General features: G+C 35.7%; 9 protein-coding genes and 1 other annotated feature. Of the genes, 5 read left to right on the top strand and 4 right to left on the bottom strand.

What is annotated here, in order from left to right; genetic code table 11:
- Positions 1-34: 34 nt before the first annotated feature.
- The 5 genes from AC4BBR_RS07555 to pheT all read left to right on the top strand — a co-directional run bounded on the left by AC4BBR_RS07555 (position 35) and on the right by pheT (position 11,642).
- Positions 35-3,613 (top strand): PD-(D/E)XK nuclease family protein, encoded by a 3,579-nt coding sequence (locus AC4BBR_RS07555; protein ID WP_490461924.1) that lies wholly within the window; start codon positions 35-37, stop codon positions 3,611-3,613.
- Entirely contained in the window at positions 3,606-7,403 is a 3,798-nt protein-coding gene (gene addA, locus AC4BBR_RS07560; RefSeq protein ID WP_490461925.1) for a helicase-exonuclease AddAB subunit AddA, read from the top strand. Before AC4BBR_RS07555 ends, addA begins: the two co-directional genes overlap by 8 nt.
- 65 nt (positions 7,404-7,468) lie before the next feature.
- Entirely contained in the window at positions 7,469-7,813 is a 345-nt protein-coding gene (locus AC4BBR_RS07565; RefSeq protein WP_490461926.1) for a winged helix-turn-helix transcriptional regulator, read from the top strand.
- Between the two features lie 41 nt (positions 7,814-7,854).
- Positions 7,855-8,064, top strand: a binding site (T-box leader).
- A 101-nt stretch (positions 8,065-8,165) separates the two neighbouring features.
- Positions 8,166-9,212, top strand: coding sequence for a phenylalanine--tRNA ligase subunit alpha (gene pheS / locus AC4BBR_RS07570; RefSeq protein WP_490461927.1), 1,047 nt, complete (start codon positions 8,166-8,168; stop codon positions 9,210-9,212).
- 6 nt (positions 9,213-9,218) lie between these two features.
- Complete coding sequence (pheT, locus tag AC4BBR_RS07575; RefSeq protein ID WP_490461928.1) at positions 9,219-11,642, top strand: phenylalanine--tRNA ligase subunit beta; 2,424 nt, start codon at positions 9,219-9,221, stop codon at positions 11,640-11,642.
- A gap of 53 nt (positions 11,643-11,695) precedes the next feature.
- On the opposite strand, the gene AC4BBR_RS07580 is transcribed toward pheT, so the two are convergent.
- From AC4BBR_RS07580 to AC4BBR_RS07595, 4 genes are read right to left on the bottom strand one after another with little or no spacing between them, the layout of a single operon-like run.
- Positions 11,696-12,352: an amino acid ABC transporter permease gene (locus AC4BBR_RS07580; RefSeq protein ID WP_490461929.1), complete on the bottom strand. Its 657-nt coding sequence runs from the start codon at positions 12,350-12,352 to the stop codon at positions 11,696-11,698.
- A 12-nt stretch (positions 12,353-12,364) separates the two neighbouring features.
- Positions 12,365-13,063, bottom strand: a complete 699-nt coding sequence (locus tag AC4BBR_RS07585; RefSeq protein WP_490461930.1) for an amino acid ABC transporter permease — start codon at positions 13,061-13,063, stop codon at positions 12,365-12,367.
- Between the two features lie 48 nt (positions 13,064-13,111).
- Positions 13,112-13,936: a transporter substrate-binding domain-containing protein gene (locus AC4BBR_RS07590; RefSeq protein ID WP_490461931.1), complete on the bottom strand. Its 825-nt coding sequence runs from the start codon at positions 13,934-13,936 to the stop codon at positions 13,112-13,114.
- Positions 13,937-13,968: 32 nt separating this feature from the next.
- A complete protein-coding gene (locus AC4BBR_RS07595; RefSeq protein ID WP_490461932.1) occupies positions 13,969-14,697 on the bottom strand; it encodes an amino acid ABC transporter ATP-binding protein in 729 nt (242 codons plus the stop codon).
- Between the last annotated feature and the right edge of the window lie 270 nt (positions 14,698-14,967).

A 14,967-nucleotide genomic window follows, 5' to 3' on the forward strand; every position in this document is an offset into this window, starting at 1 on the left:
AAGAACATGAAACATTTATAAAGGATGTGACAAAATGAGTTTACAATTTATCCGTGGAACGGGCGAAATGGATTTAGAAGAAGCTCTTTTACAAGCTTCTGTAAAGTGGTTATCTGAAGATGATTCACACGAGGTTTTTTATTTAGTTCCAAACCATATGAAATTTGAGCAAGAGATTAGTGCACTTAAACGAATAAAAAGTATCCAAGAAAATCACAATGATTCAATTGCAACGATGCGGTTTCAAGTGTTTAGTTTTTATCGTTTGGCTTGGTATTATTTACAGCATACGCAGTACTATAGCTCAGAAGTTCTTTCGGAAGCAGGAGCTGCAATGGTTTTCAGAAAGATTTTATCTGAAAATGAAGAATCATTAAAAGTCTTTCGTGGAGAAGTGAATAAGTCGGGATTTATCCAACAGTTATTTGACTTATATCAGGAAATGAAAGAAGGAAACATTAATTTAGACGAGTTATTTGGTCAATTGTCGAATCAAGATTCCAATAATAAAGAACAGGATTTGCAATTAAAAATACAAGATATCAAATTAGTTTTTTCAAAATTTGAAGCAACAATGATGAATTATGGAATTAAATCTGCAGAAATTATTAATTATTTGACAGACTATCTAGAAAGAAAAGATTTAAGTCAGGTGTTATTCGTAATTAACGGGTATCATCATTTTTCTGCAAGAGAATTAAAATTGATTGATACACTGATGCGACGAGGTGGCAAGGTGAAAATCTCTTTAGTGTTGGATAAAAAATACCCGAATGAGTCACCGTCGTTGATGAATTTATTTTATGAAACAGGTGTGACTTACCATAAGTTGTATCAATTAGCTAGAAATTCAAATGTGGAAATATTGCCTGATTATGTTGAAAAAAGTAAATCGTTGACCGCTGATAACAGTCTTATAACGCTAGGCAAATATTGGATTACGGCGCAAGAAAATCATCCTAAAAAAGAGAAACAAGAAATCAGTGATAATCATTTGCAAGTTTGGTGTGCAGAAAATCCTAAGGAAGAAATAAATCATATTGCAAAAGAAATCAGAAGATTAGTTGTTGAAGAAAATTATCGATACAGTGATATTCAGTTATTGACACGGGAACTAGATAGCTATGAAACGATGATTCAACCGCTCTTTTCGATGCATGAAATTCCTGTTTATCTAGATAGAGATATGGCAATGGAACAACATCCCTTAGTTGAATTTATTCAATCTTTGTTTGCTATTCATGCGTACCATTATCGTTATCGAGATGTATTGCGTTTTTTAAGAACAGAATTGTTTTTTCCGATCGAAGAGGAAATTTCTATTGAACAGTGGCGAATAGTACGTAACGAATGGCGCAGGAAAATTGATGTAGCTGAAAATGTCGTTTTGGCTTATGGTTATGAAGGGTATCATTGGGAGAAAAATAAAGACTGGCATTTTATCCGATATGATTTTGAAGCAGAACAGCAAGATGATACGGAACTAATTGAAAAAGATTCAAATGCTGTGCGAAACATGATTCAACAAAGTGTACCAACCTTTTTCAAACAAATTTTAAACGCTCAAACTGGAGTTGAAGCAGCTGATCATTTTTATCGTTTCTTAGTCAATAATGGCATAGAAAAGCAATTGATGATGTGGCGGAATCAAGCTATTGAGCGCGGACAATTAGAAGATGCCCGTAATCATGAACAAACTTGGGAAGCATTAATGAATTTATTAGATGAATATGTGACAATTTATGGTAAAGAGACATTTGATTTGGACTTGTTTGAAGAAATTTTCTCTAGTGGTCTTGAAGGATTACGTTACAATAAAGTACCGACAGCAATTGATCAGGTACAAATTCGTTCGATTGATCTCGCTAGACCAGGACAAGCCAAAGTGGTATTTGCAATTGGCTTGACGGATCAGGTTTTACCACAAAAATTTGACAATAAAACGTTACTTTCAGATGAAGAAAGACAGTTCGTTAATGGCCATTTAGATGATGGACAATTTTTATTAAAAGATACGAGAAAAAGTATCGCTAAAGAACCATTTAATGCATATATTATGTTTACTTCTGCAACAGAACGATTGTATTTATCTTATTCAAGTGTAAAAGACACTGTTAAAGATGTTAAAGTATCAAGCTACTTAACAAATATTCAAAATAATTTGAACGTGCATCTGCAACAAAGAAATGCACTTACGATCTTAGATGATGAGCGAGCAAGTCTAGAACATGTCGGGACATATAGAACCTTGATCAGTGACTTAACAAATCTCAAGCGTCAAAAGAAGGAATCGCAAGAAGGGATTTTGTCCTTTTGGCTAGTGTTAGAACGTGTTTTGATGAAACAGTCTCAAGCAACGCTTGCACGTCATGTTTTTGAAAGCCTTGGACATCAAAATCTGCCCGAAAATCTACAAGAACATCTAGCAGATGAATTATATACTAAGAATATTTACACATCTGTATCAAGAATGGAAAGTTTTTATCGTTGTCAGTATCAATATTTCTCACGCTTTGGCTTAGGTTTAAAAGAAAGAGATGTTTTCGGTTTATCACCAGCTGCGACTGGGGACTTTTTCCATGAGGCATTAGATCAGTTCTTTAAGTTATTGTTCATGCAAAATAAACAATTATCTGAGTTGACGGATCGAGAAGTTAGCGAATTTACTGAGCAAATATTGAATGCTGTATTCGGCGAGATCAAATTTTCAATTCTTGATACATCGAGCCGGATGAATTATATACGTTATCAACTTGGACAGACAATCAAAAAAGTAAGTTGGGCATTAAAACGGCAAAGTGAACGCAGCGGGATGACGACTGTTCAAACGGAAGTTTTATTTGGTCAAATTGCGAGTCAAAAAGGAATAAAAGGCTTAGAACTACCATTGCAAAATGGCGGGAATATTAGTGTTAGAGGGAAAATTGACCGTTTGGATCAATTAGTAACGCCAGAATCTTTATATTTAGGCGTCGTCGATTATAAATCGAGTCACAAGAAATTTAATATTACTGAAGCATATTACGGCTTAGCAATGCAGATGCTCACATACTTAGATGTGGCGTTGATGGATGCTGTCAATTTGGTTGGTCAGCCGGCTAAACCTGCAGGTTCATTTTATCTGCACGTTCACAATCCGATTCTTCCATACGAAACGGAAGATAAAAAAGAGCAACAGCTTTTAAAGAAATTTCAATTTGATGGATTGTTATTAAACGATCCAGTTCTACTTGAAAATCTAGATCAAAGTTTAGAAGCTAAACAAAGTTCTTTGATTTTTCCAATCGAAGAATCAGCGAAAGAAATTATCAAACCAGGCCGTCGTCAAGAAGATAAATTTGTAACAGAGCCTGAATTAGATGCTTTATTGACTCATAACCGCAGCAAATTTATTGAGGCTGGAAACAAGGTAACTAGCGGTGAAATCGACTTGAATCCAGCTTATCAAGGGAAAGAACGCATCGCTTGCCGTTTCTGTCCATTTAGAAGCGTTTGTAATTTTGATGTTATGCTAAAAGAAAATAATTACAATCGAATTGAAACATTATCAAAAAAAGAAGTCATGGATCGTTTAATCGAAAATGAGCAGAAGGGAGGAACAATTGATGAGTAAGACAATTCCTTTACGTCCGGAAAATGAACAATTTACAGATAATCAGTGGCAAGCTGTTTTTGATGGAGACGAAAATATTTTAGTTTCTGCCTCTGCGGGTTCTGGAAAAACTACGGTTCTTGTTCGTAGAGTCATCGAAAAACTTAAAAGTGGCGTGGATGTCGATCGATTATTGATCGTAACGTATACAGAAGCTGCAGCCAAAGAAATGAAAGAAAGAATTCAAATCGCTTTGCAAAAGGCAATCACAAATGAGAGCGAGCAAGAGAAAAAGCAACATTTTATCAGACAATTAACTTTGCTTCCTACTGCAAATATTAGTACTTTACATGCTTTTTGTTTAACGGTAATCCGACGTTTTTATTATTTGATCGAAATGGATCCTGTCTTTCGTTTGTTGACGGATGAAACGGAGATGTTACTTTTAAAAGAGGATGTGTGGGATGAACTCCGCGAAAAATTCTATGCTGAAAACGAAGCAGCTTTTTATCAACTGACGAGTAATTTTTCTAATGACCGTAGTGATGATGGACTGACTAGACTAATATTTTCTCTGTACGAATTTGCCCGCGCTAATCCAGATCCAGACGAATGGCTTACGCACTTAGCTGATAGTTATCATGTAGAGGGACAATTAGGTGACTCAGTTTTATTTCAAGAGTATTTAAAACCTCAACTAATGGAAAGCCTATTACGCTGTGTGGATCGATATGAAGAGATGATTCGCATGACAGAAGGGGAAGAAAAGTTAGAAAAAATAGCAACCCTTGCTAGAAATGAAAAAGAATTTGTTGAAACCTTTACCAGCCAATTAGCAGATGATGATCTAGAATCTGCATTTGAAATTTCTAAAACAGTTACTTTTGAACGTTATCCTACCGTGCGTGTAGAAGAATTGAAAGAAATATCTGCGCAAGCAAAAAATTTGCGAGAACAGAATAAAAAAGCCATAAACGATCTTTTAAGTAATCTGTTTACATTATCTCCAGAACAAATGAAGGAGATCTTAGAACGATCCCAACCGCTCGTTCAAGAGATGGCTAAAGTGGGGAAAGCATTTATAGATACTTACAGCAAACAAAAACGAAGAAAAGGGTTAGTCGATTTCAATGATTTGGAGCATTTCACCTTAGCCATCTTAGCAAAAAAAGAAGCGGGTGATTGGTTTGCTACTGAAGCTTCCAACTATTATCGAGAGAAATTTGATGAAGTATTAGTAGATGAATACCAAGATATCAATCGATTACAGGAGACGATTCTGTATTGGTTAAGAAGACCCTCAGCCGAGGATGGGAATTTATTTATGGTTGGGGACGTCAAACAATCGATCTATTCTTTCCGTTTAGCTGATCCAACATTGTTTATTGAAAAATATAATCAATATGGTCAAAATAAAGACGGAAAACGAATCGTTTTAGCTGAAAATTTCCGCTCTAGAAAAAACGTTTTAGATTTTACTAATTTAGTTTTTGAACAATTGATGGATGAACGAGTTGGACAAATTGCCTACGATGAGGCGGCGCAACTTGTTCATGGATTTGACCAATTTGCTGAAGCTGAAAATTATGATACGGAACTACTGATTTATGAAAAAAAATCAGAGCAACTGGAAGAAACGCTTATATTAGCTGATTCTCAATTGATTTTAGAAGATAAAACAGAAGGCGAATTGCATATGACAGCGCTGAAAATCAGAGAATTAATTGATAATAAATATTTGATTTATGATAAATCGACTAAAGAAAATCGACCACTGAGCTATAAGGATATAGTGTTGTTGACGCCAACTAAGAAGAATAATTTAACAATCTTAGAAATATTCAAACTAGCTGGAATTCCGATTCAAGTCAATGATGCTCAAAATTATTTTCAAGCAACTGAGGTTCAGACAATGGTTGCTCTTTTACAAATCATAGACAATCCGTACCAAGATATTCCCCTAGCGGCTGTACTGCGTTCGCCTATTGTAGGATTGAAAGAAAATGAATTGGTTACGATCCGTTTAGCAGCTAAGAAAAGTTCTTATTATGAAGCGTTTTTAGCGTTTAATCAAAATGAAGCTAGGGATTCAGAACAGCAATCATTAAAAGGAAAAACAACGAAATTTGCTGAATGGTTGGAACAATGGAGAGAAATCGCTAGAAGAAATCAGTTGGCGACACTTATTTGGCAAATTTATCAAGATACTGCTTACCTTGATTATGTAGGAGGGATGCCTGCTGGTAAACAAAGACAAGCAAACCTATTTGCATTAGTCGATCGAGCTGCCAGTTATGAACAAACAAGCTTTCGTGGGTTATTTCAATTTGTTCGTTTTATTGAAAAAATGCAGGAGAAAGATAAAGATTTAGCTGAGCCAGTGATCTTAAGTGAAGAAAATGCGGTTCGCGTTATGACGATCCATGCTAGTAAAGGCTTGGAATTTCCGGTAGTCTTTATTCTAGATATGACCAAAGAGTTTAATCTTGGAGACTTGAACGAACGTTATATTTTTGATGATCGCTTAGGTGTAGGGATTCGTTATCTTGATCAAACAGACCGTATGTTATATGAAACATTGCCTTTTCTAGCAGTCAAACAGGCAAAATTAAAAAAATTACTTTCAGAAGAAATGCGTAAATTATATGTAGCACTGACGCGCGCTGAGCAAAAGCTTTATTTAGTAGGTTCATATAACAACCAAGAAGCTGCTTTTAAAGAATGGCTGAGGGTTGGTGATGTTCAGACAAAAGTCTTGCCTAGTGAAAATCGTTTACAAGGTAAAAGTAGCTTGATGAACTGGGTAGGGATGAGTTTGATTCGTCATGAGAAAATGGCGGAGTTTCAAACTGAATTTGAAACTGAGAAAATTGCAGGGATCACACAACATTCTGCAGGTTTTTCCATTGCTTTTATGACAGAAAAAGCCATCCAAGAACAGTTTGCACAACTTCAGTTTGTTGATACAAGCGCTATAAAAGAAGCGCGTACAGAAAATAGTGATCCTAAATTTATAGAAAAAGGTCTTCGTCGTTTAAATTATGATTATCCTTATCAACTTTCAACCAAAACGACGAATTATCAATCGGTATCGGAAATTAAACGTGTATTTGAAGACCCAGACAATAAAGAAATTGCAAAAATCGAAGTAGATGAAAAAAATACAATTCAGCCAACGCCGATGATCGTTCATCGAATGAGTGAAGGAGAGCTAGGCAAACCTAAATTTATTGAAACAATACGAAAACCATCCGCGTTAGAAATTGGAACAGCAACCCATTATTTATTGCAACTTTTAGACTTGAACGAAGAACCAACAAAAGAGGGCATTATTCAACTAATCGAAGAATTAGTTCAAACTAAAATCATACAAGATAATGTAGCGAAACAAATTAATATAGATCAAGTTCTTTCTTTCTACCGTACAAGCTTAGGACGACTTTTGTTAGAAAATCCAGCAAGAGTTGTTCGTGAACAACCCTTTTCAATGTTATTGAATGCTGAAGAACTGATTAAAGATTACCCAAAAGGAACCCAAGATGATTTATTGATTCACGGAATGATCGATGGATACGTTGAACAAGCTGAAACTTGTATTCTCTATGATTACAAGACTGATTTTGTCCAAGATATTGAAAATACGCAAGAAATCAAAAAAATCATCCGGCGTTATAGAGGTCAATTAAATTTATATAGAAAAGCGTTAACGCAAGCAACAAATAAACAAGTAAATCAAGTATTCTTAGTATTATTGTCTGCTGGAATCATTATTGACATGGACAAAGAAGAGATTATTGAAAAAATGATATAAAATGAAAGCAAATCTACTTACAAATTGTAAGTTGTGTGCTATACTCAGTTCACGAGGTGAGGAAAATGGAGCAAGTAAAGACAACTGAATTTTCACTATGTCCTAAATTCGAAAAGGCTTTTGCGATTTTAGGGAAGAAATGGAATGGTTTAATTATTGATGTCTTGTTGGAAAATGGTCCTCAACGATTTGGTGAGTTAAGACAAAAAATCCCTGAACTAAGCGATCGAGTGTTAGTAGAACGCTTAAAAGAATTAGAAGGAGAAGGGATCATCTCTAAAGCAGTTCGCTGTGATGAGAGTAGCCGTCTGGAATATTTCCTCACGAATAAAGGTAAGGACTTACAACAAGCAATGGAACAAATTCAGCATTGGGCAGAAAAATGGGTCACGACTGAAGAATGCAGTTGACCTAAGACTTAATTTCTTGTAAACTGTAATCAATTGAATAACAAAAAACGTAGATGGAAAAAAGTAGTTTGGCTGATACGGAAAGGGAAAACCTGTCATAGACTGGAAACAGGTTGCGTAATCGAAAAATGAAGTTCACTTCCGGAGTTTGTTTGTTCCAAAGAGAGCAGACCGGTGAAACCCGTTATAAGAATTGAGTGCATGATTTTTTATCATGAAGTAGGATGGTAACACGATAGCTCGTTCCTTTAAGTAGGTGCGGGCTATCGTTTTTTATATGAGTATTTTAGATGTTATGCAATTAATTTACTGCTTTGAACTCAATTATCAGATAAAAGAAAGGAATAGAGAAATGACATTAAAAGCTCAATTAGAAGCCTTGAGAGATGAGACATTAACGAAGATTCAACATGCAGCTGATCTTAAAGCATTAAACCAAATTAGAGTAGAAACACTAGGTAAAAAAGGTCCGATCACAGAAGTTTTGAGAGGAATGAAAGATTTATCGGCACAAGAACGTCCAGTCGTTGGAAGTTTTGCTAACGAAATTCGAGATTTATTGACTGAAGCCGTGGAAGCACGTAAAGAAATCCTAGAAACAGCAGCATTAAATGCCGCTTTAGAACAAGAAACAATCGATGTAACTTTACCAGGCAAACAAATGACACATGGAACTCGTCATGTATTATCTCAAGTAATGGAAGAAATCGAAGATATCTTTGTTGGGATGGGCTACCAAGTCGTCGAAGGATATGAAGTGGAGTCAGATCATTATAATTTCGAACGCATGAACTTACCAAAAGATCATCCAGCTCGCGATATGCAAGATACGTTTTATATTTCAGATGATATTTTAATTCGTACACATACATCACCTGTGCAAGCAAGAACAATGGAAAAACATGACTTTTCAAAAGGTGCATTACGCATGATTTCTCCAGGAAAAGTATTCCGCAGAGATACCGATGATGCAACACACAGCCACCAATTCCATCAAATTGAAGGCTTAGTTATCGATAAAAATATCACAATGGGCGACCTTAAAGGAACACTAGAAGTTGTTATGAAAAAAATGTTTGGAGAAGATCGTAAAATTCGTCTACGTCCAAGTTATTTTCCGTTTACCGAACCCTCAGTTGAAGTTGACGTTAGTTGCTTCAAATGTGGTGGGTCAGGCTGTAACGTCTGCAAACAAACTGGTTGGATTGAAATTTTAGGTGCAGGAATGGTTCATCCAGATGTTTTATCAATGTCAGGAATCGATCCAAATGAATATACTGGATTTGCTTTTGGTTTAGGACCAGATCGTGTAGCGATGTTGCGTTATGGTGTGAATGATATCCGTAATTTCTATCAAAATGATTTACGTTTCTTAAATCAGTTCAAGGTAAAGGAGTAGTCGACGATGTTAGTTTCTTATAAATGGTTAAGTGAGTATTTAGATCTTTCAAAAATTTCTGCAAAAGAATTATCTGACCAAATGTCTTTGACTGGAATCGAAGTCGAAGGTGTTGAAGTGCCAGAAGAAGGCTTGAAAAAAATAGTGGTCGGTGAGGTTAAAGAATGTATTCCTCATCCGAATTCTGATCATTTATCGATTTGCCAAGTAGATATCGGTGAAGAAGAATTATCGCAAATTGTTTGTGGTGCATCGAATGTTAAAGTCGGCATCAAAGTGATTGTTGCTTTACCTGGCTCTCGTATTACAGGCAACCAAAAAATCAAAAAAGGGAAAATGCGCGGTGAAGTGTCAAATGGCATGATTTGTTCTTTGCAAGAACTAGGTTATTCTGATAACGTGATTCCTAAAGCTTATTCTGACGGAATTTATTACATGCCAGAAGAGGCTGCTAATGGCGATGATGTCTTTTCTTATTTAGATATGGATGATCATATTATTGAGTTATCGATCACACCAAACCGTGCAGATGCTTTAAGTATGCGCGGCGTTGCCTATGAAGTAGGGGCTATTTATCGCCAAACCCCTAAATTCAATGATGAACTTTTGGAAGAAGATGCTAGCGAGACTGTTGCTGATTATATTTCTGTTGAAGTCGAAGATAAAAAAGATGCACCGGCTTATCAAATCAGAATCATCAAAGATGTAAAAATTGCTGAAAGTCCGTTGTGGTTGCAAACCCGTTTAATGAATGAAGGGATTCGTCCTATCAATAACGTAGTCGATGTAACAAACTACATTCTGTTATTATTTGGTCAACCATTACATGCATTTGATTATGATAAGTTAGAGAGCAAAACTATTTTAGTAAGACGTGGTAAATCTGGTGAAGAAATCGTCACTTTGGATGATGAAACAAGAAAAGTATCGGATGAAAATATCGTCATTACAAATGGTAAAGTTCCAGTAGCTTTAGCTGGTGTAATGGGTGGTGCGGATTCAGAAATTACTGACGGAACAACAACGGTTGCTTTAGAATCAGCTTTATTTGATTCTTTATCTATTCGTAGAACATCTAAACAGTTCAATTTACGTAGTGAATCTTCTAGCCGATTTGAAAAAGGGATTAATCATGGAACGATTGGTGAAGCCGGTGATGTCGCTGCAGCAATGATTGCTAAATTAGCTGGAGGAACAGTTGTTTCGGGGAAAGCAATGGGCTCTGAATTAACAATTGAAGATGTTGTTGTAAGTGTAACGATTTCAAGAATCAATGAGTACTTAGGTACTGATATGGATCAAGAAACGGTTAGTGAAATTTTTGATACGTTAGGATTTGCTTACGAACTAGACCAAGAAAAATACACTGTAACGGTTCCATCTAGACGTTGGGATATTACGATCGAAGCCGATTTGATCGAAGAAGTTGCACGTATTTATGGCTATGATAACCTACCATCAACTTTGCCAAAAGGTGAAACTGTGGCAGGAAGTTTAACGAGTGGACAATTATTAGTTCGTAAAATAAAAAGTTTGTTAGAGGGCTGTGGCGCAAGTGAAGCAATCAGCTACGCTTTGACAACGGAAGAAAAATCTCGTCAATTCATGATGAGAGAAAGCCTAACAACAAGCCTGCAATGGCCGATGAGTGAAGAACATTCTGTTTTAAGAATGAACTTGATTTCAGGCTTACTGGATGATGTAGCTTATAATGTTGCTCGTAAAAATAGCAATGTTGCACTTTACGAAATCGGACGAGTATTCTATCAAGATAACGATCCTAAAAAACAATTACCACATGAAGAAAATCATTTAGGTGTTGTATTATCAGGAAATAAAGTGGCAAAAGACTGGCAGACAAAAGAAGCCCCAGTTGATTTTTATACAATCAAAGGAATGCTTGAAGTGTTATTTAACTCTGTAGGTATTGCGGATAAAATATCCTATGAAGCGACCAAAGAGAATCAAGAATTGCATCCTGGAAGAACTGCATTGATAAAATTAAATGATACAGTTATCGGTTTTGTCGGTCAAGTTCATCCAGCTGTGGCAAAAGAATATGAAATTCCTGAAACATATGCTGCTGAATTAAATCTTCAAGCTATTATAGAAGAAGAAAATGACGCTTTAGTTTATCAACAAATTTCAAAATTCCCAGCTGTTTCTAGAGATATTGCGTTACTAGTTGATGAATCAGTAACAAGCCAAGAATTGGTTGGAACCATTTCTGAACACGCTGGAAAATTCTTGCAATCCGTTCATTTATTTGATGTTTACCAAGGAGAGAATATCGCTGAAGGTAAAAAATCAATGGCGTATAGCTTAACTTTTGTAAACGCGGAAGCGACATTGGTAGACGAAGAAATCAATCAATCAATGGAAAAAGTAGAAAAAGCTTTAGTAAAAGAATTTAATGTAACGATTCGATAAAAAATAAGAGTGTAGCAAAACTAAAAAATAGTTTGTGCTACGCTCTTATTTTTTTATACCCAATGTCTAGAAAGCCATCTTGAAAATTGAGAGATAGAGAAGTTGATTACGAAATACATCAAAGCGACAAGCCCGTATATGGCAAAGACTTGTTCTGTTTGCGCATAGCGCCCCATTAAGATATATGATTTGCCAAATAATTCTTGTAGAGCAATGACTGAGTATAAAAAACTAGTATCTTTTATTACAGTCACAAACTGTGAAACAATAGCTGGTAAAACATTGCGAATCGCTTGAGGCAAGACGATATACAAAAGAATTTGGAAATGATTAAACCCTTGTGAACGTGCCGCTTCTTTTTGCCCTTTATCTACACCATTTAAACCACCACGGATAATTTCAGCAAGAGCGGCAGTTGTAAAAACGGTGAAGCTGACAATACCAGCAGGTGTGGACTTGATCTTAAAAATCAAGAAAATTACATAAATCCACAATAGATTTGGGATATTCCGAACGATTTCAATATATAAACTAGCTAAAAATTTAAAAAGGCCAGTTTTTTGATTTCTCAACACAGCTAAAATTGTGCCAAAAATCGTACTTAACACGATCGATACAAAAGAGATATATAGTGTAAGCTTCAAACCATCGAATAGAAATCGCAAGTTATTGCCGGTCAGAAGTTGGCTCATTTGTTCTGAAAAAGACATGTTTGCATCCTCCTATCTGGTATAAGCTTTCTTATTATTTTCTTCCAATTTCCGAGCTAAGTTGGCTAGAGGGAAACACAAAACAAAGTAAAGCAATCCTGCTACAGTGAAAGCTGGAATGTAATTTAAATTGACTGAGGACCAACTATTTGCTGTAAACATTACGTCAGCTCCAGAGATGATTGCAACAGTCGATGTATTTTTTATTAAATTAACGATTTGATTGGTAAGCGGCGGCAACATGATGCGCCATGCTTGAGGTAAGACCACGTAACGCATCGTTTTTCCATAAGAAAAACCTTGGGAATAAGCGGCTTCGAATTGCCCTTTAGGAACAGCCCCAATTCCAGAACGAACGACTTCTGAGATATAAGCGCCATGATAAAGACCCACACAAAGAATGGCAATGGTCGTTGTTGAGAAGGTCAACAGTGGGCTAATCAAAGGGAAACCGTAATAGACGACGATAAATTGAATTAATAATGGTGTATTTTGAAAAAACTCAACATAAATTCGACTGATTACGTTCAACAATTTATGTTGCATAGCGGATAGACTGCCGAAAAAAATACCTAATAGCATAGCAACAATCAGTGAACCTAAAGCTAATAAAATGGTATAGAGGAAAGCATCTCCAAAAAGTCTCCAATCTTTAAATAATGCTTCCCATCGATACAGTGCAAAAGGGCCTGCATTTGCTATAATGAACATGTAATTCCCCCCCTAAATTCTAATAGATTTACATAGAATCGGGAAGAATTAGTCCAGATTCCACGTTTTGTAAATTTTTTCTAAAGTGCCATCTTTTTCCCATTTTTCGATGGATTTATTCAATTGATCATTCAATTCAGTATTTGCTTTTTTCGTTGCGATTCCATATTCTTGCGGTGAGAATCCATCTTTAAGGATTTCTGTGCTATCGTCTACATAACCTGTTAAAATAGATTTATCAACTGAAAAAGCATCAATTCTTTTAGATGTTAAAGCTGTTTTCAGTTCAGGGTAAGAACCAAGTTCTTGGTATTTAAAGGTTACACCTAATTCTTTAGCCTGCTTTTCAATCGCTTCTTTGGTAGTCGCTGATTGAACGACGCCAATTGTTTTTCCATCTAAACTAGCAGTATCAGTAAACTTATCAGCTTTTCTTACTAAAAAGCCAACTTCGTCTTTATAATAAGGCGTTGTAAAATTGTATGTTTCTTTTCGCTCATCTGTAATCGTAAACGTTGCGATCACCATATCCAATTCACCATTATCTAATAAAGGGCCGCGAGTTTTAGCTGTTACGCCAACAAACTCGACATTATCTTCACTGCCGGTCAATTCTTTTGCGATTAAGCGAGCGATGTCTGGTTCCATTCCTTCATTTTTATTCGTATCTGGATTCATATAGCCGAAATTAGGTACATCTTCTTTAACACCGACTTTAATGACACCTGCATCTTTGATTTTCTGAAGATCAGTTGTACTTTTATTGCCAGAATCAGCAGAATTTTTATCATTTCCGCCACTGCCGCATCCTACAATTAAACCAAGTAATAGAGTAAGGGATAATGCAGCTAGTAATTTTTTCGTTTTTTTCATTTAAAATTCCTCCTTGTATCTGATTTGTTGTCTTAATTATGAATAATTTTACTTAAAAACTCTTTTGCACGTTCATTTTGAGTACTAGTGAAGAAATGATCTGGTGTTCCTGTTTCGATGATCTGACCATCATCCATAAAGATAACTTTGTCGGCTACTTGCCGAGCAAAACCCATTTCATGTGTCACACAAATCATTGTGATATTTTGTTTTGACAAATCCACCATAACATCCAAAACTTCTTGTATCATTTCTGGATCAAGGGCTGAGGTTGGTTCGTCAAATAGGATAATTTCTGGATGCATATTTAAAGCTCGTGCAATGGCGACACGTTGTTGTTGTCCGCCTGAAAGTTGAGCAGGGTAGGCGTGGGCTTTATCCGCCAATCCAACTCTTTCTAAGTATTCCATACCTGTCTTTGTAGCTTCTTCTTTACTAACACCTTTGACTTTGATTGGAGCTAACGTCAGGTTTTGGATGATTGTTTTATGAGCGTATAGATTAAAACTTTGAAAAACCATCGCCACTTTTTGACGAATCTTTTGAACGGGTGCTTTTGGTTCAGTAATGTCGATACCGTCAACAAATATGTGGCCATCAGTAACTTTTTCTAAATGATTGATACAACGGATCAATGTACTTTTACCAGAGCCGGAAGGACCGATGATTACGATCTTTTCTCCTTCGTTAACGTTTAAAGAAACGTCCTTCAATACATGATGTTCCCCAAAAAACTTATTTACATGTTCCAACGAAATCATGGACATTCTCCTTTATGTATAAAATTATTACATCATTTTTAACGAGCGTGGACTAGTGAGCAAATGGATAGATGGATAAAAAATAAAGAAATCGTTCATAATATATAAAACTGAGAATATGGAAAGATTCATATGCAAATTGATATTGCTTAACATATAGGTGATAAACTATAGGATAAACAGTGAACCTAATTTCTTTATAAAAATTGTTTTCTTTTAAATTTAATCTATCAGCCATAAATCTATCTATCCGTTAATGTTAGAAATTAT

The sequence above is a fragment of the Enterococcus sp. AMC1251 genome (assembly GCF_058216535.1).